We start from the raw sequence: 17,449 nt of genomic DNA, 5'->3' as shown, positions 1-17,449 counted from the left end.
ATTGAGGCGGTCTTTCTAGTGTTTTTGTTACCCCTGCAGGGGTGTAGCCCTGTAGCCCTATAGGGGTGTACCCCTATTCTTTGCGTGTGTGCTCCGCGACTGTTGGGAACCCTTTGGAAGTAAGCACATGGTCTACACCTTGAATGACCAAGTCATGCACTTTGCAGTCCTGCGCTAAAGCCAATTCCTTCATCCTTTTGAGTGCCTTGGGCGGTAGGTATAAGCTCGTTTTGATGGGCTTGTCAGATGTTGCGGCGGCCTTGATAGGCACCACCTTTTCAGCAGAGTCGCCCTGCCCCATCTCCATGTCGAGACTATCCAATAAGGGTTTTCTTCCCATGTTTCTCACCTTTCATTTTGCTGTTGATCCAACTCCAAAGGCTGCGCATCTCTTCTGCGGCCTTGCCTTCAGATTCGTACTCTGTGACGCCCAAGCTTTCAGCAAAAGCGTCACCGTAGGCCACGCGCTGCACTATCAGTGGCAGCGCCAAAACGCCCCACAGCTTTAAAGCTGTGGCAGCTTCATGTGCACGTGGATTGTTAGGCTGGGTCGGGCAGTTGTTGAGAATGAAAGCAAAATCCTTCTTCAGTCGTACAGCCGCTTCAAAAGTAGCTTTCACTGCTCGAATATCTATTGCCGTGGGTCGCGTCGGTATTAGGCACATGTCCGATGCTGCCATAGCGGCATGTGTCGCAGTACCATCGATTCCAGCGGTATCCAGAATGGTAAGCGTAAAACCTTGCGCTTCAAGCTGTGGTAGGAAGTCGGGAAGGCGGTGGGCTTTCCCTTCATCCACCACATCACAAGCGGGATGCTCCGCTTCTCTACGTTCAGCCCACATCGCTAAAGACCCTTGGGGATCAAGGTCGAGTATGGCGACGGTTTCACCTGCGTCCTGAGCCGCAACGGCAAGTGAAGCGGCAAGCGTGGTTTTACCTGCACCGCCTTTTTGCGTAACTAAGGCTATCGTTTTCATCTGCTCGTCTCTTTGTTTTTTACATCCTGCCCCAAACCCCTGTAGGGGTAAAGAGCTATAGGGGCAAACCCCTGTAGGGGTGTAGCCCTATAGCATCACAGGGGTATACCCCTATAGCTCTGTGGTGCTATCTAATGCGGGATATTGTACTGGCGCTGACATTGAACATGGCCGCAATCTCACGCACGCTTTTGCCCTTCGTTTTCATCCGTAGCACTTCGGCTTGTTGATACGCTGTAAGCGATGGCTTCCGCCCCATATGTTGACCTCGGCGTTTAGCGTGCGCGCGTCCTTCTTCTGCCTGCTTCAAGCGTCTCTCACGCTCATCTTGCGCAATGGCAGATAAGACGCCAAGCATAGCTTTGCCCATTGGGGTTGTCAGATCGAATAGGGGGCGGTCTAGCACCTGAAGCATCGCTTCACGGTCGCCAATGTCAGCCATGAGTTGAACCCCATCCGTGAATGACCGTGTGGCTCTGTCCCATTCGGCCACGACAAACACATCATCGGGATTCAGGGCGGTAATGGCCTTCTTCAGCTCTGGTCGTGCGGTCATGTTCTTGCCGCTGACCTTCTCACTGTAAATCAGCTCGCACCCTTCGGCCTCAAGGGCGGCAACTTGTCGGTCGATGTTTTGCTCTTGAGTACTGACGCGGGCATATCCAATTTTCATGCCCTTATTTTGCAACAGACTTATGCGACAGCCAAGTGCTTGAAATTAAATAGGGCAGGGGGGTGTTGCAAAAGGTGTGACTTGTGCATGCTTGACCGTTGATCCGCACCGGAATTGCGCGCCGATCTATACTGCTGATTTCATTGGCACCAACTATCAGATCGATGATCCATGATATACGCTCCAAACTGAAATCAATCTCAGTTCATAGCACCAAGTATCATTAAAAAAGGCGCGCTCGATACATCGAGGCGCGCCTAAAGTCTTGGAACGAGGGAGGATATCTCGGCGATCAACGACCGATGCGGTTGTTGAACCGCGCCATACTGTTTGCATCACCTTCGATTTCAAACCCCTTATGGGTTTTCCGGAGACGAACACCAGAAGACGAAGCGGCCTGCCTCATCTTGCGTTCAATCTCGCTGTTCATGTCTCGTGTCATGGCGTTCGCAAGGGAACGGCCATTTGAAAACGTTCTGCCTTTGTATTTCATCTTGAGCATTGTTCAGCCTTTCGGGGGGTAAGGGTCGTTGCCGTAGCTCCAAGCTTCACGGAACTGGCCGTTCTGGCCTTGGATGCGTAGCTCAGAGCCTTGATTGCGGGCGATATCGCGCCCGTGGGTGATAGCTTCACGTTGAGTGTCGAAGCTACGTGTCAGACGTTCGTTACCTTCGCCACGAACGCCCCATTTTTCGCCGTTTCGAACGACATATTGGTTCTTTGACATTGCTGTCTCCATTGGTTCGGCATCACCATGATGACCGATATCGTATCATACCATCTGACGGCAAGCTTGTCAAATTCACTGTTATGAAATAGTATCATTGCATCTTACGGCGCATTCGACTAATGACTGCGCCGCTTTGATTCAGGGAGGAAATTATGTCGCTAGCTGTTCGTCTGAACGAATTGAGGGTGAAGAAAAAAAAGTCTTTACAAGAAGTCGCTGACGCCTTGGGCGTGTCCAAAACTCATGTTTGGGAGCTGGAAAAAAATCGCACTGACAACCCATCCCTAGAGTTGCTGACAAAGATGTCCAACTATTTTAAAGTGTCCATCCGACACCTAATCGGTGAAGACTTTGAAAATTCGCAAGAAGACGAATTGGCACGAATGTTTCGGCAAGTTGGGGACTTGGAAGATAATGAGCGGGCGATTGTCGATGACATGATCCAATCATTGCGGGCACGTAGAAGAGAAGCTGATGATAAAAATAGATCGGATGGAAATTGATGATGCCGGAAGTGATCCAAAGAAACTTGCCCAATCGATTATAGGTCAACTACCACCGCAAACCCTAAAAATTCCAGTCAGGGAAATTGCGAAAGCCATCGATATCTACGAAATCCGAGAAGAGCGGCTGAGCGGGTTGGAGGGTGCATTGATTGTACCTCCAGACAAATCCGAGGGCGCAATACTAATCAACGATAACCGCCACGAAACTCGCAAACGGTACACTATTGCCCATGAGATAGGGCATTATGTGCACCCATTCCACCGAGGTAACAGTGAAGAAGGATTTTACTGTAAGGCGAAAGATTTGGCGATTGAGCAAGCTAAGCCGAATGACAAACACGCACGTATGGAACAACAGGCGAACGAGTTTGCTGCCGAACTTCTAATGCCAGCTAGGGCCATAGCCGATTTTATGCGCCAAAAGGGCGGTGCAGATATCTCGCATATTTTGGAACTCGCAAGACGGCATGAAGTCAGTCGAGAATCAGCCGCAAGACGATACATCCCACGCATTGATGAGGCAGCAGCTATCGTTTTCTCCAAGGATGGCGTCATGCGCTACGCTCGTTCAAACGAGCATTTCCCAAGCCTGTCATGTTCGAGAGGCCTACCCGTCCCAAAAGATAGCGTATCGGTTCTTTCGTAACCGCGCCATTGGCACCGCCTGCCTGAGGCTGGGGCGATGATCTAAGAGACGTCGTTAAAGACGTCATTAGCGACGTCTCTTATGCGGGGTCTGGAATGCGTGGCGAAATTCTTGGGGCGGAGCGGCGACGCTTTTGGCATGACGACGACAAGCTTGAGATTGTCGGGTCGGTTGGGATTGCCGGGGCGAGCGTGACGCAGGTTGCGCAGCGCCATGAGATTAAGCGACAACAGATTTACGCGTGGCGACATGAACTGAAGAAAAAAGGCTTGTGGTCGCCCGATGCCGGGGCGCTTTTCTTGCCGTTGGACATGCCCGTGACTGCAGGGGTGCCGGTGGCGCAGGCACCGGTCGCTGAACTGCCGCCTCCAGTTGCTGTTGAATTGCGCCTGCGTGGCGGGCGCAGTTTGCATTTTGAAAGCACGGTCGATCCGGCTGCGCTGTCGGGCCTGATCCGCGCGGTGGAAGGGGCATGATCGGCCCGGGCACCGGTGTGCGTGTGTATCTGGCCTGCGGTGTCACGGATATGCGCAAGGGGATCGCAGGGCTGGCGGCGCTGACCCAGGACGTGTTGCGACAAAAGCCTACCAGTGGGGCGGTGTTTGCGTTTCGAGGCCGTCGGGGTGACCGGATCAAGCTTCTGTTCTGGGATGGGCAAGGGTTTTGCCTCTATTACAAGGTGCTCGAACGAGGCCGTTTCCCTTGGCCAAATGCCCAGGATGGGGCGATGCGGCTGACCTCGGCGCAGCTTGCGATGTTGTGGGAAGGGATCGACTGGCGGCGTCCCGATTGGGGTGCTCCGCCGGCGCGCGTGGGGTGATTGTGCGCTAGGATTCACGTTATTTATATGGCGTTTTAACCTGACTTTTGGTAGTCAGGCGCATGTCGAAACACGCCGAAAACCTCCCCGATGACCCCGCTGTGTTGAAGGCGATGATCGCGGCTTTGCAAGCGGAGAATGCCAAGATATCGGCTACGTTGCGGGTTCATGACCAGCTGGTTCAGGCGCTTCGCCTGCGGATCGCCAAGTTGCAGAAACTGGCCTTTGGCAAATCCTCGGAAAAGATCGAGCGCGAGATCGAACAGTTGGAACTGGCGCTGGAAGATTTATTGGTCGCGGTGGCTGAAGGCGATGAAGCCCCCATCGACGAAGGGCAGGATGAACCGTCACCAGACACTGCTGATGCGCCCGCTTTGCGCCGCCGACCACGGGTTTCGGATACGACCCCGCGCGAGCGTCGTGAACTGGACCCCGGCACCTGCTGCCCTGACTGCGGCGGCGACCTGCGCGTGGTAGGCGAGGATGTCAGCGAATTGCTGGACATGATCGCCGCCCAGATGAAGGTGATCCAGATCGCCCGGATCAAGAAATCCTGTCGCCGTTGTGAGCGGATGGTGCAGGAACCGGCCCCCAGCCGTCCGATCCCGGGCAGCATGGCAGGGCCGAACCTGCTCGCACATGTGCTGGTCTCGAAGTTTGACGACCACCTTCCGTTATATCGCCAACACGAGATCTTCGCGCGAATGGGGGCAGACATTCCCGAAAGCACGCTGGTAGGCTGGTGTGGCCGCGCCATGAAAACCCTGTCGCCGCTGATCGAGCGGATCGAGGCTGACATCATGGCCAGCGACCTGCTGCATGCGGACGACACACCCATCCGGGTGCTGGATCGCTCTTTGCGCGACAAGGGGCTTGGCAAAGGGGTTAAACAAGGCCGGATCTGGGCCTATGTGCGCGATCAACGCCCTTGGGCGGGGGCATCGCCACCGGGTGCTGTCTATCGCTTTGCGCCAGACTGGAAGGAAGAGCATGTTCTCGGCCATCTGGCCAACGCCCGCGGCATCCTTCAGGCTGACGGCTACAAGGGTTATGCCAAGCTCTATGAGCCTGACCCCGATGGCACGCGGCGTTTACGCGAGGCGGCCTGTTGGGCTCACCTGCGCCGAGACTTCCACGATTTTTGGGCCTCGACCAAGTCCGAGATCGCCCGCGAGGCACTCGACCGGATCGGCAAGTTCTACGATATTGAACGAGACATCAACGGTCAGCCCGCTGACGTCCGTTATGCGACGCGTCAAAAGCTCAGCCGCCCACAAGTCGAGGCCTTCTTTGTCTGGTCCGAACAACAGCTTCTGCGCATCCCGGGTAAAAGCGACCTGGCCAAAGCCTTCCGCTACGGCCTCAGTCGACAGGAGGCCTTCAGCCTATTTCTGACCGATGGACGTGTGGCCATCGACAACAACCCTGCTGAACGTGCCCTGCGACCGATTGGAATTGGACGTAAGAATTGGTTATTTGCAGGGGCAGATACCGGTGCGGAAACCTTGGCCCGCGCTATGACCATCATCGAAACGGCCAAGCTCAACGGCCTTGACCCGCTGGCCTATCTGGCTGACATCTTCGACCGTATCCACGATCACAAGATCAACCGGCTGGATGAACTGCTGCCGTGGAATTGGGTGCCGCTGGCAACTGCACAATCAAAGGCCGCCTGATGGCTGCGGTGACCCATGTTTGCACTATCGATTACGTCGCCAGAATGTTGGGTGAGGATGCCGAACTTCTTGAAGCGATCATCTACAACGACGACAACCTGACCTATGGAAACATCGTCAGCATCTACGTCGGACCCGACGAAACAATCACCGCACTGACCGATGACGGGATCGAAGAGTTGAAGGAAATGATCCGCGCCGCTCGCATCACCAACAAAACATGGCATGAGTTCCTTGATAACTTCGTGGATGACACCGATCTGGTGACACGCATCAAAGCTAAATCACTGCGGTAGCAATGGGGCGGTTACGTTCTTTCTAATGCCGGAATTGGCGAAATCTCAGATTGTATTGAAGTCGATCCTTGCACTTGGTTGAGAAATGCTGCCGGGGTCTGCTTGTTCGAGCAAACACTTGCCCAGCAGAATGGGTTTCGTATGACACTGCTGACAGCAGAGATCGAAGAAACCGAAGAGGAATGGGACACTCCTGTACTCTACCGCCATCGATGATTGACAGGAGTAATTGGGTCTAGACAGCGATGCTTGTTGCCATTATGTTCTCATTAACCTGTCGGGTGGTTTACAGACATTGGCGACAGGATTTATCGGGATACCAATGGGCGCGACCATATCCCAACCGCAGTCCGAAAGATCAAAGCGGGGTCGCCGGAGGCTAGGGAAAGCTTTCGCAAGTTGTGATCGACCGTTTGGCTTTTCTCCTTTGAGACCAACGGGCCTCTGACTGACCGACGGCGACCGACGCTATGGATCAGAGAGGCACAGGGGCCGACCTTAGCAACCTGCTAGGGCTGGTCGTCCTATGCCTCTTTCCCTCCCTCAGGCTCTCTCTGCTATGGGTCATCCCACCAGAATTAAGGCGTATAAGCCCTTGTATGTAGCGCTTGTAACAACAGCATAGGCCGTTGTTTCAAGCATCGCTCTTCGTTGCCTATTTAGTCATAGCCGCCGCATAGTCCTGACCACCGTAGAACACCGCCACAATCTCCACCTCGTTTTCCTCATACCTGTACAAAATGACGGCGGATTTCTCGAACGGCACAAGGCGGATATTTTCACCAAAGTCGGGGCGGGGCGCTCCACCTGCGGGTGCAAGGCCAATCTTATGACAGCGTGCGCGTATGCGCTGGACAAACCCAAGCGCAATGAGTGGCTCTCCGCTCCGTTCAAAGATGAAATCTGCAATGCCCTCTAGGTCTTCTTCTGCCTGCGCTGACAGATACACAGGGACTTGCTTCATTCGGCGACAGCAGTGCCTTGCGCAAGCGCCGTGTATTTGGCTTCGAGACGATCAAATCCTTCATCCATTGGCACCCGTGGCCGTGGGTCGTTCAGAGATGCTTGGACATGCGCCCGCATCGAGGCGAGGCGGTGTTCATGGTCTTCAAGCATTCTCAGGCCAGCCCGCACAACCTCACTTGAGTTGTTGAAGCGGCCTTCTTCTACCTGCTGCGCGATGAACGCATCAAAGCGGTCACCAACAACAAAGCTCTTTTTCGTATTCGCCATGGTAGGCATCTTTCCTTGTTTCATTGAACATTATGACACAAGGTGCGAATAGTTCCTACCTTTTTTCTGACATATCCAAATGGAAGCACCCTCGGGATCGGTCACACCTCAATCAATGCAGGTTCCAAGTATTTGGAACCCTGCCACACGGCGAGTGCAGGGGTAGCAAAGCCAAGGGCGGCAGACTGATTATTTTGCCTCGCGAGGAATGCCCGCAGGGCAGGGGAAAATAATCTGACTGACGGGCGCTTGCGCCTTCACCCATTGGCTGCGCGAGGGGCAGCGCCCCTTAGCACTTCACGCAGCACTTTGAGTGCTGTGAGCGCGTAGCGCTTGGGGGAGGGGCATCGCCCCGTGGGGGTCTCCCCCATGGCCATCGGCCATTCTGCGGCAGAGCCGTCACGGGCGAATTTCATATTCGGACGTGACGGCGACGGTTACCCCATGTCAGCCGCCAATCTTGGACACGGCTTCATAAGTGACTGGCGCGTGACGACCGACGGCGATGATGGGCATCGTGCAGTTGGCGTCCCGCGCGCAACATTATGCCCCGTTAAAGCGCATCATCCCATTTACACATGAAAGGACTGTCCTATGAACCATGACGACTATGGCGGACGACCGCCACAACCACCCCCGACCCGAAACAGGCCAACAGGCACAGCGGGCGGCGCCCGCGAGAGGCACACAGAAAGGAATTGCATTGCCTGCCAATGACGGCTGAAACCGACACGGCCGCATGGCCGCAACACAAACTGTAGGAGAACCAAGTAAGCGAACGAACAGAGTAATTTACCAAGTACTTCGGCTGCTTCCGCGCTTCGGTGCGGGCTGACCATGCTACGGCATCTCAGCAGGCCATTTTCACTCACCATGAAAACGGCAACCAAGATAAACCAAGGAAAGACTTATGCCATGGACGCTTTGGCATTTGATTTAAAGAGGCTGACCAAGAGCGACCGCACTGGGTCACGCCAAACACAAGCAGACCGCGCCCGCATGGCGCAAGCTATGGCGCAGGATTTGAAGAATAGCGGTTTCCGCCTGCCTTCAGCCAAGAGCCTGAAGCCCAAGCACATAGAGCGCCTTGTGCGCGATTGGCAAAAGCAGGGCATCAGCACAGGCGTTTTGAAAAACCGCATGTCAACGCTGCGATGGTGGGCAAAATCCATCAACAAAGCCTCGGTCGTGCACCGCACCAATGATGCCTACGGCATCGAGCGCCGTAGCACGTCGGACGTAAACAAAGGACAACGCCTCAATCTCGATAAGGTCGCAAAGCTCCCATGTGCCCGAATGCAGCTTGCTGTTCGGATGGCTGCTGCCTTCGGGCTTCGCATCGAGGAGGCGTTAAAATTCCAGCCTCGGCTTGCCGACAAGGGCGATAAAATCGCCCTCAAACCGAGCTGGACAAAGGGTGGTCGCTATCGGGAAATTCCTGTTCTGACCGACCGCCACCGCGCCCTTCTGAACGAAGTCCGCGACACTGTAGGCGATGCTAGTCTCATTCCAGATGAAAAGACCTACATCGAGCACCGCAAGGCGTTTGAATATCAGACGCTCAAGGCCGGCATGACCAACTTGCACGGCCTGCGCCATAACTACGCTCAATGGCGCTACAAAGCGCTTACAGGGCTGCGCTGCCCCAAAGACGGGGGAGAGGCCACAAAGCGCCTCAGTGCCGCCGACAAGCAGGCTGACCGTGATGCACGGCTCACCATTGCGGAAGAACTTGGCCACAGCCGCCTAGATGTAACGAAAGCATATCTTGGATGAACAAAATCCCCGACGTGGTGGCCGTGCTCGAACTCACGAACGCATACCGCGAAAAATACGCCAAAACCGTTTTTGCCTATGAGGATATCAAGGAAGCTATCGTGAACGCTGCCACGCAGGGCAGGGGGTACATTCGCGTCAGCCAGACCCTCGCGGCCAACCTGAAGGAAACAAAGGCCGCAAAGCAGCTTGTCAATCAGCTTAAGCTCTCAAACTTCAATGTGGAGTGGGTAGACACGTCTTTGCGTGAAAAATCCAACGGTCAAGAAACGGGCGCATTCGTCCAGTTTCAAGAGCTGCGCATATCGTGGGCGAAGGTCAAAATTCACAGCGGGCCACAGGTCGAGACAGCGTAAGAGCGCTTTATCATAGCGCTGCGTACGCAATCGCAACAACGGCGCACACAATTAGGAATACTAAACTGAGCAGTCGGTTGATGGTTCTTCGACCTGTTGCCTCAGCTTCGACGACTCCCAGCAACCTCAAGACAAACTTTTCTGGTTCTTCCGCCACTTTTGATCTCCTCAATGACCTTCGCATTGTATTTAGCGAAACACGTTCAGTTATTGCGGCAAATGTTATTCTGTCCTCTGGCGTTTCCACAATGCACGCAGACAAGTCTCTGATATCATTCACTTTTTCAAAATACCTGACAACAATTTCTACGTCTGCCCGCAACGGTCTGCGGTTACATCGTAGGTAATGGTCTGGCTAAAATTCTGGGGGCTGTCTGCCCCCAGACCCCCGAGGATATTTCAAGAACAATGAAGGGGGTCAGGGAAGGTTAGCGGTCGTCCCCAAAAGCTTCTGACAACATCGTCAGATTCATCAGGAGCTTTTCCCATGCAAAATTTCAAACACACCTTCGAGGACTTACGTGATCTCGTGGCAGCTACAGCTCGCTTTGCTATATTCGTACCGCTCTACAAAGCTGTAGTGGCTTGCGAGCGGCGCAACATACGTTTGCCCTTCCGCGTAATCCACTCGGCTGTACACGGTGATCGCCGTGCACGGTATCGCTTCGAAGAAATCACGCAGCATTTCTTCGGCCCTAAATATGGGTGGAAGAATGTTGAAAAATACTAACGAACAGGGGGCCGTGTGGCCCCCGACTTCATTCTGGCTCCCAACCTCGATCCCGTTCTTTATCTTTGTCACGGGGCTTGGGCCGTAGGTCTTTTCCCTTCGAGGGCTTTAGCAGGAATGACATGGTCTCGCGGGCCTTGTTCTTACCCTCTTTTGGCTGGACTTCTTCCCGTGCAACCTCTGCGGCGCGTGGTGATTTTTCGGCCTTCTTGTCCAGTTCTGCCAACCGCTCTGCATCTTTGTCTTTCTGCCGCTGTTCGCTGTCCTCACGGTGAAGCTCTTTTAGCACCGACTGCGCCTCTTTACCGTGTAGATAGTCTTTCCCTTTAGCAGTTGCAGCCAATCTTTTCTCAACATCGACCTGATGCTTCTCAGCAGCCTTTTGGGTTTCTTCGTCAATCTGTTTGCCTGCTTCGTTTTCTCGCGCATTGGCTAAGCGGGCTTTCTGAACTTCTCGATGCTGCCACTTGAGAAGGTCTAGCTTCTCTTGCTCAGTTTCGGCACGACGCAACAAAGCATCCAATCGTTCTTGATCGGTCATAGAGTCTCCCTCAACAGGTTGGGTTGAACCTAAAAGGTTCCGTCTAGAATTGTCTGGCGAATAGCTTTGATTTTCTCGATGCGCTGAAGCTCCAAATCCCGCAGACGGCGTGAACCCTCTATCAGATTGTGGTTCGTTGTCCCTGCTAGAGGGGCTTCGAAGCCCTCCTGATTGACGCGCTCGGATTTCTTTTCCAGCACTTTCAGGTGTGCTTGCATATGCTCTTCCCAAACCTTCACTTCGGCTTCCGCCTCTTCCAGTTCGGCCTGAATTTTCGCTAATAGTTCCTTTTGTGTTTTTGGGTCCATTGACAGAATGGTCAATCATATTGACCTTTTCGGCAAGAAAATTTTGCTCTTTTTTCAGCCGCCCTCCTGAGCGCTGCTTAACAGCCTCGTTGAACTCTTGGCGCGTAGTCCCTCCATCGATGGCGCAAAAATCCACTGAGCGTCGATCTGAGCGCGCTGTAGGCGCATTGGCCAGCTCGACCACCTTGCTAGACGGCCTTGCACCCCTAGCGGCCATCTGACGAACTTTGACGCCCTCATGAACTGTCGCTGATCTATCAATGCCCTGAGCTTCCAATGTGCGGCGGTCAATCCGCTCTACATGACCAGACCGCTCAAGATGATCATTTGCCGCCTTCTCCCAAATGTCGCGCATTCGGTCGGTCGTCATGGCATCTATACCGCGCTCTTTCAAAAGAGCACGTTCCGCTTTGCCTGCTGACATATGCAGACAGCGTCTGCCGCTCTCATCGCGGTCACGCATGACCAAATGACAATGCGGGTTTTTGCGGTCTTTGCCCTTATCGTGAATAGCTGCCATCCACGGGGCCTGTCCCTTTGTCACTCGTGATGCAAAATCTGATACGAGAGCTTCGCGCTGGTCGGCGTCCAGCTCTCGCGGCAAAGCAATCATGACCTTGTCGCACACGCGCGCATTCTTGCGATCGGCGCGCTCTTCGGAGCGAAACCAGCCTTGAGCGTTTTTAGGATCGAGTGGGATGCGCTCACCCAACACGGTACGGCAAGCATCACTGCGCGTGATGTAGCGCACGTGAGCCGCAGCCGTGTAAGGCCTATCCTGCGTCGCCTTGCCAATCGCCTTATGATTAAGGCTGTAAATTGCCATCGCTTCCTCGCGTCAGCACGGGTTTGGCATCAAACCCATAAGTGCGCACTAAAGATACGACAACCAAACCAGCAAGCTCGCAAAAATGCAACTATCAGCACCATCTACAGCCTGATATTCAAAGCCTCGGTTGTCGTATCCTTGACCTTGAAAAGGTCACAGGGGTCTGGGGATGTTCCCCAGCCGATCTACTCTGACTGCATTTCGTGGAAAAACGCCTTCTTCAGACGCAACGGCTTTTCACCCGTAGCGAAGACCAGAATATCATCCTTCCACTCTGGCCCCGTCAGAGCCTGCGGTGTCACCACGGGCACAGTTTTTCCCGATAAGACATCCTCACGGGTTCCAAGCGCTTTAGACAAGCGATCCGCGGTCTCTTGGCGTGGGTTCATGTACATCTCGACGCCGCAGGACTCGACCATCGTGGCCGCTGTCTCTTTGCCATAGACTTCCTGAAGCTGCCCCAAATTTTGCGCGAACATCCAAAGTTGGATTTTGTAGCTGCGACCGACTGTGAGCGCCTTCTTGATCGGCTCCATCATCCCAAGCTGGGGCATCTCATCGAGCATGAACAGGATGGGCGGTGCATCTGCATTTGGTTCCTCACGCATCAGTTCATTGACGTGCTGCGCAATGATGACACGCAGCAAGGGCGCATAAGTGTCAATCGCGTTTGGTGGCACCTGAAGATAGAGGGTTGGCGCTGGTGACTTGCGAAAATCCATCGGCGTCCAGTCACTCGCCGCCGTAACTTTCTCAACCTTGCTGCCCTCCCAGACTGCAAGGTGTTGATTGGCCGCTGAAGTAATACCAGCCCACTGCTTCTCACTGGCGGCTCTTATATCGGCATATTTCTTGGCTGTACGGCGCATAGTCGATGGATAATCAGCGTCTTCCTGTAAAATGTCTTCAAAGGTCTCATCAAGGTTAATCCCCGCCATTAAATCGAGCACTTGTGTCATGCTACGCTGCTCTAGTGCCAGCCCCCCAACACAAGCCAAAAAGAGCGTCAAAAGCTCTCGCCCTTGGTCTTCCCAAGTCGCATCTGTTTTACTCTTTGTCACGATCAACAGAGCAGCCAGAAACTTAGCATCTTCCCACAGTTCGTCAGGGTCTTTGGACCTGTCGCGGTTTGATGCCGCTCCTTTGATAGCATTTACTGCAACAAAGGAGATTGACGATGGGACTGAAACGGACGGACGAATTCCGCCAGGATGCGGTGCGGATCGCACTGACCAGCGGGCTTACGCGTAAGCAGGTGGCAGATGATTTGGGCGTTGGCATGTCGACGCTGAACAAATGGATCACGGCGCATCGAGGCATAGATGTGCTGTCGAAAGAGGATTTAGAACTCGCGAAAGAGAATGACCGGCTTCGGCGCGAGAACCGTATCCTCAAGGAGGAGCGGGAGATTTTAAAAAAGGCCACGGTGTTCTTCGCGAGCCAAAAGCCGTGAGGTTCAAGTTCATCGAAGAGCACCAATCTACGTTTTCCATCCAGCGTATGTGCCAAGTGATGCAGGTCAGCTCGCGTGGATTGAGGGCCTTTCGCGGCCGTCCCGCCAGTCGCAGGCAACGGACTGACTTGGTCACACTTGCACATATCAAGGAACAGTCCCGCCTTAGCCTTGGTAGCTACGACAGGCCACGGATGACCGAAGAGCTGAAAGAGATTGGTCTGAATGTCGGTCATCGCTGCGTTGGCCGCTTGATGCGTCAGAACGGCATATCTGTTATTCGGACACGTAAACACAAGGTCACGACAGATAGCGATCATAAGTTCAACATTGCACCCAATCTGCTGGATAGGGACTTCACCGCTGATCAGCCAAACCAAAAATGGGCTGGCGATATCAGCTATGTGTGGACCCGGGAGGGCTGGCTGTATCTGGCTGTCATTCTTGATCTGCATTCGCGCCGTGTGATCGGCTGGGCGGTGAGCAATCGCATGAAACGCGACCTTGCTATCAGGGCTTTGAAGATGGCCATCGCGTTCCGCCAGCCGCCCAAAGGCTGCATTCATCACACGGATCGCGGGTCGCAATATTGTTCACACGACTACCAGAAGATCCTGCGTCAACACGGGTTCAAGGTATCGATGAGCGGCAAGGGCAATTGCTACGACAACGCCGCCGTTGAGACGTTCTTCAAAACCATCAAAGCTGAACTGATCTGGCGGCATCCTTGGGAGACGCGGCGGAAAGCAAAGATGGCGATCTTCGAATACATAAACGGGTTCTACAATCCGCGACGACGTCACTCAGCACTTGGCTGGAAAAGCCCTGTCGCATTCGAGAAGAAAGTGGCCTAAACGAGCACTTGGGGCGGCACAAAAGCGCGACAGGTCCACTTCTGACATGAGCTGAAGAGGGTTGTATTTCTGCGAGGCGTCAGGATTGGAGGGTGCGAAAGCAAACACGGGACCGACATGCTCTCGCCGCCAAGAAGCAGATTTGTCGTAGCACTCTCCCTTCACGTCGAGCACGATAGCAGCGCCCTCAAAGCTGTTGAGATTTGGCAATACGTGACATTGAGTTTTACCGCTGCCTGGGCCTGCGATTGTGATCAGAGACTTTTCCCCGTTATAATTCACATCTCGTTGGTCACCTCGCCCGAGCAGATGGCCCGTTGAAGCGTGAAAATCTTCCCTGCTGCTAAACTGAGTGTTAAGCGCTTCTTCCGCCCACGCCTCGTTCAACAGATCGAAAATATCAGGAATGAAATCAGCAAACACGGAAATGGCATCTACCGTTTTAGAGTAGAAGGTTTGGCCCAAATCTTGCTGAACTTTCAGTGCGACGTTCTTGACCACACTGTGATCCATATACCGTTCGCGGGCTTCTTGTTGCCCTTCAGGCTCCCTTGGGTACTCAATGGTAAAGTCTGCGTTCGCGCAAAGCAGGTGGTACTTTAAGTTCTCAGATTGACGCCCGCAAAGCATAAAACTGAGGTCGAAAGCATCTAGTGCGGAGCATAGAGCGACAATTGTGGGATCAGTTGTTATAAGGTTTGCAGTAATTTGGCGGTCAACTTTGGCTCGAATCAAGCGTTCTTGCTTGTATGTACTAACGATAACGGTAAGAGCGCTTTTGAAGCGATCTCTAGCTACTGTTTTCGCGTCGCGCCCATAAGTATCAGATAACCAAAGCTCGATAAGTGCCCAAACACTTTCAGATGATCGATCGTAAGGAAAAAGGTACTTCCTAAAATCCTCAAATTTTTCAATGAATTCCCTGTTCATCCCCGCTGGGGCGTAGAGGGCTGAATCGAGCAGTTCAGATTTGCTAGCATTGATACATATGCTATGAATGACCTTCAGAAGTTCATCATATGAAGCATCAGACATATCCATCGTCTGACTTGCTTTCGCTGTTTGTAATGCGTCCCAAAGAGAGGCGGCTTCAGCTTTTTCAGCAGAAATTTTTTCGGCGACCTTTGCTTCTTCTTCGATTTTGGTCTTATTGTCTAATTCAATCTGAACTGCCTTTTTGCGCTCTTCTGCCGCCTTTTTTGCTCTGGCTATATCGGTTCGTTTTTGGCTCGCTCGCTCTTTTTCATGTGCCTTATTAGCAAGGAAAAACCCATACCCAATACAGCAGAGACCTACTATGGCTAGAAACCCTGATCCCGATGTAATGCCTATCAGAGCCGCGATGCCGCCCCCAATGAGCCAGAGTAGATTGTTTAAAATATGATCTTTAAAATCCATAACTAATAACCTCTAGCAAAAAGGCAGGGGTCGCCCCCTGCCCTTCATCGTTCACGGCCATCGGCGTCCCCGCCTGTACCGTGGATAAATTGTGGCACAGCTTTCGCGACCTTTCAATTCAAAGCTCTTCATTGTTCTTGAAGTATCCTAGCGGGGGTTTAAGGGGGTCGGCAATGAGACCCCCTTCATAATTGCCGTGCGCCAAAGGCGCACTCCATTTTGTATGGTACCCCATGTGCCTGACGCCTTCATGAAAAACAGTGATAGGATAAGCTAAAGCTCTAAGTTTATAGGAAAGAGTGAAATATCAATGCAAACAAGAGGTTAACCCAAAAACGTGGTACCCCATGTGCCTGACCATAGTACCCCATGTGCCTGACTATGGTACCCCATGTGCCTGACGTGGTACCCCATGTGCCTTTTTGGGGTACCCCATACGCCTTTTTACGAGGACGTTTCGACCAGTAATGGCACACGCTTGATGATTAGAGTTGCTTGTTCTCTTGCTCCTTCGATAGCGACTGTCCAATCAAAGAAATGTCCATTCTCAAACCCACTGACATACTCTCGCAGCTCTTGGTTGAAGCGCTTCTGAGCACGTCTAGAACCACTGCGGTGGTAAACATCGCTCAAAGGAATGTCGTAGCTGTTCTGGTTGTCCAGTTTTTTATCGCACACTCGGCACAACCTGTATAAGAAGCGTAGAACGGGTTGTTTTAAAAGGAAATAATCTCGGGAATATGTGAGGATCGTAGGCGTTGGCGCTTCTACAATACCCTCATAGATCCACTGTGGAATGCCAACCTGTACCTTCTGGATGTTCCCTGTGGTGTTTTCCTCGATGACCTCCCATCCATCGACAAAGCTGAACGAACCCCAACGCCGCCGTTTGCGGCCTGAACGTGAGATTTTCACGTGGTTGTTGGCCAAGCGATTGAACATCCCTTCCACCTGTTCACGCTGTGTCTTACCCGCGTTGTCGTAGACCCGCGCAAAGCGCAGGATGTCATTTACATCTGGGGCAAATCGACGTGGCGGCTTTGGCGGTTCCGCTCCACGCTTCGTCTTCTGCCACCTTTGGACTTGGTCTCGGTATTCGTTGGCGAAATGGGTTAGCCAACTCTGCATGAACAAAACAAAATCGTAGTCCGTTGCTCTGAGTAGGCCGTATTTCTCATTTGCCTCGATGCGGATATCAACGTCGCTGACGTTGTTGTAGACTAGCTCCATGCGTGTCTCACCACGTGGTTGCAGCACGAACGGTGAGACTCCCATCAAATGGATATCGTCTTTGATGGGTAGCTCGACCAAGTTGGGCACGAACATATCAATCTGGGCATCATGTTTGGGCACGTTGCGCAGATGCTTGCTAGGTGCTGAGCTTTTGGCTGAGGCGGGTGAAACAGTAAAAACCAACCGCTCAATAGAAATCGATAACACGGCTTCAGCAGCGTCTATGATCGCTCTGCCGTAGTTCTTCTCAACGTAGTCAGCAATAAATGAGGTTGGAGCCTGTAGATGCAATTCATTGGCGGGCATGCTCTCGGCACAAGTCAGGGGTTCAATCCACGACGCGCAAGTATGCTCGCCTAGCTCGATAGCTAGCTCGCTGTAAATCTCTCTCCATTGCTCCGTTGTAATCGACAT

21 protein-coding genes are annotated in these 17,449 nt (G+C 53.1%); 10 read left to right on the top strand and 11 right to left on the bottom strand.

The genetic code is table 11. The annotated features are described in order from the left end of the window. Nucleotides 1-73: 73 nt before the first annotated feature. From DSM107133_RS24845 to DSM107133_RS24825, 5 genes are all read right to left on the bottom strand, one after another. Nucleotides 74-340 carry a hypothetical protein gene (locus DSM107133_RS24845; protein ID WP_162791950.1) on the bottom strand — a complete coding sequence of 89 codons (267 nt, stop codon included), beginning with the start codon at nucleotides 338-340 and terminating at the stop codon, nucleotides 74-76. After that, nucleotides 315-977, bottom strand: coding sequence for an AAA family ATPase (locus DSM107133_RS24840; protein WP_114291916.1), 663 nt, complete (start codon nucleotides 975-977; stop codon nucleotides 315-317). Before DSM107133_RS24840 ends, DSM107133_RS24845 begins: the two co-directional genes overlap by 26 nt. Before the next feature lie 127 nt (nucleotides 978-1,104). After that, the gene (locus tag DSM107133_RS24835; RefSeq protein WP_114291917.1) at nucleotides 1,105-1,650 is read right to left on the bottom strand and encodes a recombinase family protein; all 546 of its coding nucleotides are present in this window, start codon (nucleotides 1,648-1,650) and stop codon (nucleotides 1,105-1,107) included. Between the two features lie 292 nt (nucleotides 1,651-1,942). After that, nucleotides 1,943-2,152, bottom strand: a complete 210-nt coding sequence (locus DSM107133_RS24830) for a hypothetical protein (protein ID WP_114291918.1) — start codon at nucleotides 2,150-2,152, stop codon at nucleotides 1,943-1,945. A 3-nt stretch (nucleotides 2,153-2,155) separates the two neighbouring features. After that, the gene (locus DSM107133_RS24825; protein ID WP_114291919.1) at nucleotides 2,156-2,377 is read right to left on the bottom strand and encodes a DUF2188 domain-containing protein; all 222 of its coding nucleotides are present in this window, start codon (nucleotides 2,375-2,377) and stop codon (nucleotides 2,156-2,158) included. A gap of 155 nt (nucleotides 2,378-2,532) precedes the next feature. Between DSM107133_RS24825 and DSM107133_RS24820 the strand changes: the two genes are divergently transcribed. The 6 genes from DSM107133_RS24820 (at nucleotide 2,533) to DSM107133_RS24795 (ending at nucleotide 6,324) form a co-directional block, all read left to right on the top strand. Beyond that, nucleotides 2,533-2,883 carry a helix-turn-helix transcriptional regulator gene (locus DSM107133_RS24820; RefSeq protein ID WP_114291920.1) on the top strand — a complete coding sequence of 117 codons (351 nt, stop codon included), beginning with the start codon at nucleotides 2,533-2,535 and terminating at the stop codon, nucleotides 2,881-2,883. Continuing rightward, a complete protein-coding gene (locus DSM107133_RS24815) occupies nucleotides 2,855-3,532 on the top strand; it encodes an ImmA/IrrE family metallo-endopeptidase (RefSeq protein WP_114291921.1) in 678 nt (225 codons plus the stop codon). Before DSM107133_RS24820 ends, DSM107133_RS24815 begins: the two co-directional genes overlap by 29 nt. A gap of 95 nt (nucleotides 3,533-3,627) precedes the next feature. Next, entirely contained in the window at nucleotides 3,628-4,008 is a 381-nt protein-coding gene (locus DSM107133_RS24810; protein ID WP_114293543.1) for a transposase, read from the top strand. Beyond that, nucleotides 4,005-4,352 carry an IS66 family insertion sequence element accessory protein TnpB gene (tnpB, locus tag DSM107133_RS24805; protein ID WP_108693086.1) on the top strand — a complete coding sequence of 116 codons (348 nt, stop codon included), beginning with the start codon at nucleotides 4,005-4,007 and terminating at the stop codon, nucleotides 4,350-4,352. The genes DSM107133_RS24810 and tnpB overlap by 4 nt, the downstream gene beginning before the upstream one ends. A 62-nt stretch (nucleotides 4,353-4,414) precedes the next feature. Then, on the top strand, nucleotides 4,415-6,028 hold the full coding sequence (locus tag DSM107133_RS24800; protein WP_114293542.1) for an IS66 family transposase: 1,614 nt from the start codon (nucleotides 4,415-4,417) through the stop codon (nucleotides 6,026-6,028). After that, the gene (locus tag DSM107133_RS24795) at nucleotides 6,028-6,324 is read left to right on the top strand and encodes a hypothetical protein (RefSeq protein WP_114293541.1); all 297 of its coding nucleotides are present in this window, start codon (nucleotides 6,028-6,030) and stop codon (nucleotides 6,322-6,324) included. Before DSM107133_RS24800 ends, DSM107133_RS24795 begins: the two co-directional genes overlap by 1 nt. 655 nt (nucleotides 6,325-6,979) lie before the next feature. Here DSM107133_RS24795 and DSM107133_RS24790 read toward each other — a convergent pair. Continuing rightward, on the bottom strand, nucleotides 6,980-7,288 hold the full coding sequence (locus DSM107133_RS24790; protein WP_114292799.1) for a type II toxin-antitoxin system RelE/ParE family toxin: 309 nt from the start codon (nucleotides 7,286-7,288) through the stop codon (nucleotides 6,980-6,982). Continuing rightward, the gene (locus DSM107133_RS24785; RefSeq protein WP_243253655.1) at nucleotides 7,285-7,557 is read right to left on the bottom strand and encodes a type II toxin-antitoxin system ParD family antitoxin; all 273 of its coding nucleotides are present in this window, start codon (nucleotides 7,555-7,557) and stop codon (nucleotides 7,285-7,287) included. The genes DSM107133_RS24790 and DSM107133_RS24785 overlap by 4 nt, the downstream gene beginning before the upstream one ends. Before the next feature lie 873 nt (nucleotides 7,558-8,430). On the opposite strand from DSM107133_RS24785, the gene DSM107133_RS24780 reads away from it, so the two are divergent. The 3 genes from DSM107133_RS24780 (at nucleotide 8,431) to DSM107133_RS24770 (ending at nucleotide 10,419) form a co-directional block, all read left to right on the top strand. Further along, entirely contained in the window at nucleotides 8,431-9,333 is a 903-nt protein-coding gene (locus DSM107133_RS24780; protein ID WP_205387786.1) for a phage integrase N-terminal domain-containing protein, read from the top strand. Then, complete coding sequence (locus tag DSM107133_RS24775; RefSeq protein WP_114292801.1) at nucleotides 9,330-9,689, top strand: hypothetical protein; 360 nt, start codon at nucleotides 9,330-9,332, stop codon at nucleotides 9,687-9,689. Before DSM107133_RS24780 ends, DSM107133_RS24775 begins: the two co-directional genes overlap by 4 nt. Before the next feature lie 487 nt (nucleotides 9,690-10,176). Next, nucleotides 10,177-10,419, top strand: coding sequence for a hypothetical protein (locus tag DSM107133_RS24770; protein WP_114292802.1), 243 nt, complete (start codon nucleotides 10,177-10,179; stop codon nucleotides 10,417-10,419). A 28-nt stretch (nucleotides 10,420-10,447) separates the two neighbouring features. Here the strand turns inward: DSM107133_RS24770 and DSM107133_RS24765 are convergent, their stop codons facing one another. Further along, complete coding sequence (locus DSM107133_RS24765) at nucleotides 10,448-12,094, bottom strand: MobA/MobL family protein (RefSeq protein ID WP_243253659.1); 1,647 nt, start codon at nucleotides 12,092-12,094, stop codon at nucleotides 10,448-10,450. A 188-nt stretch (nucleotides 12,095-12,282) separates the two neighbouring features. Continuing rightward, entirely contained in the window at nucleotides 12,283-13,326 is a 1,044-nt protein-coding gene (locus tag DSM107133_RS24760; RefSeq protein ID WP_279294883.1) for a type IV secretory system conjugative DNA transfer family protein, read from the bottom strand. On the opposite strand from DSM107133_RS24760, the gene DSM107133_RS24755 reads away from it, so the two are divergent. Beyond that, a protein-coding gene (locus DSM107133_RS24755) for an IS3 family transposase (protein WP_243253657.1) occupies nucleotides 13,275-14,404 on the top strand; the annotation gives its coding sequence in 2 pieces (ribosomal slippage) (nucleotides 13,275-13,518 and nucleotides 13,518-14,404; 1,131 coding nt in all). The two genes, DSM107133_RS24760 and DSM107133_RS24755, sit on opposite strands and share 52 nt — an antisense overlap. On the opposite strand, the gene DSM107133_RS24750 is transcribed toward DSM107133_RS24755, so the two are convergent. Both DSM107133_RS24750 and DSM107133_RS24745 read right to left on the bottom strand, forming a co-directional pair. After that, nucleotides 14,354-15,802, bottom strand: coding sequence for a cell envelope integrity protein TolA (locus DSM107133_RS24750; RefSeq protein ID WP_243253656.1), 1,449 nt, complete (start codon nucleotides 15,800-15,802; stop codon nucleotides 14,354-14,356). The genes DSM107133_RS24755 and DSM107133_RS24750 overlap by 51 nt on opposite strands. A 444-nt stretch (nucleotides 15,803-16,246) precedes the next feature. After that, the gene (locus tag DSM107133_RS24745) at nucleotides 16,247-17,449 is read right to left on the bottom strand and encodes a replication initiator protein A (RefSeq protein WP_114291914.1); all 1,203 of its coding nucleotides are present in this window, start codon (nucleotides 17,447-17,449) and stop codon (nucleotides 16,247-16,249) included.

Source organism: Pseudosulfitobacter sp. DSM 107133 (genome assembly GCF_022788695.1).
In the GTDB taxonomy this organism is placed as follows: domain Bacteria; phylum Pseudomonadota; class Alphaproteobacteria; order Rhodobacterales; family Rhodobacteraceae; genus Pseudosulfitobacter.
The sequence above is the reverse complement of the archived record's forward strand: the minus strand, read 5'-3'. Positions and strand labels throughout refer to the sequence as shown.

Coding starts and splice junctions, on each gene's coding strand:
- DSM107133_RS24830 (WP_114291918.1), bottom strand. CDS start 2,152: ATGCTCAAGATGAAATACAAAGGCAGAACGTTTTCAAATGGCCGTTCC.
- DSM107133_RS24825 (WP_114291919.1), bottom strand. CDS start 2,377: ATGTCAAAGAACCAATATGTCGTTCGAAACGGCGAAAAATGGGGCGTT.
- DSM107133_RS24845 (WP_162791950.1), bottom strand. CDS start 340: ATGGGAAGAAAACCCTTATTGGATAGTCTCGACATGGAGATGGGGCAG.
- DSM107133_RS24780 (WP_205387786.1), top strand. CDS start 8,431: ATGAAAACGGCAACCAAGATAAACCAAGGAAAGACTTATGCCATGGAC.
- DSM107133_RS24750 (WP_243253656.1), bottom strand. CDS start 15,802: ATGGATTTTAAAGATCATATTTTAAACAATCTACTCTGGCTCATTGGG.
- DSM107133_RS24795 (WP_114293541.1), top strand. CDS start 6,028: ATGGCTGCGGTGACCCATGTTTGCACTATCGATTACGTCGCCAGAATG.
- DSM107133_RS24820 (WP_114291920.1), top strand. CDS start 2,533: ATGTCGCTAGCTGTTCGTCTGAACGAATTGAGGGTGAAGAAAAAAAAG.
- DSM107133_RS24765 (WP_243253659.1), bottom strand. CDS start 12,094: ATGGCAATTTACAGCCTTAATCATAAGGCGATTGGCAAGGCGACGCAG.
- DSM107133_RS24835 (WP_114291917.1), bottom strand. CDS start 1,650: ATGAAAATTGGATATGCCCGCGTCAGTACTCAAGAGCAAAACATCGAC.
- DSM107133_RS24745 (WP_114291914.1), bottom strand. CDS start 17,449: ATGTCGATTACAACGGAGCAATGGAGAGAGATTTACAGCGAGCTAGCT.
- DSM107133_RS24790 (WP_114292799.1), bottom strand. CDS start 7,288: ATGAAGCAAGTCCCTGTGTATCTGTCAGCGCAGGCAGAAGAAGACCTA.
- DSM107133_RS24775 (WP_114292801.1), top strand. CDS start 9,330: ATGAACAAAATCCCCGACGTGGTGGCCGTGCTCGAACTCACGAACGCA.
- DSM107133_RS24815 (WP_114291921.1), top strand. CDS start 2,855: ATGATAAAAATAGATCGGATGGAAATTGATGATGCCGGAAGTGATCCA.
- DSM107133_RS24785 (WP_243253655.1), bottom strand. CDS start 7,557: ATGGCGAATACGAAAAAGAGCTTTGTTGTTGGTGACCGCTTTGATGCG.
- DSM107133_RS24770 (WP_114292802.1), top strand. CDS start 10,177: ATGCAAAATTTCAAACACACCTTCGAGGACTTACGTGATCTCGTGGCA.
- DSM107133_RS24840 (WP_114291916.1), bottom strand. CDS start 977: ATGAAAACGATAGCCTTAGTTACGCAAAAAGGCGGTGCAGGTAAAACC.
- tnpB (WP_108693086.1), top strand. CDS start 4,005: ATGATCGGCCCGGGCACCGGTGTGCGTGTGTATCTGGCCTGCGGTGTC.
- DSM107133_RS24810 (WP_114293543.1), top strand. CDS start 3,628: ATGCGTGGCGAAATTCTTGGGGCGGAGCGGCGACGCTTTTGGCATGAC.
- DSM107133_RS24800 (WP_114293542.1), top strand. CDS start 4,415: ATGTCGAAACACGCCGAAAACCTCCCCGATGACCCCGCTGTGTTGAAG.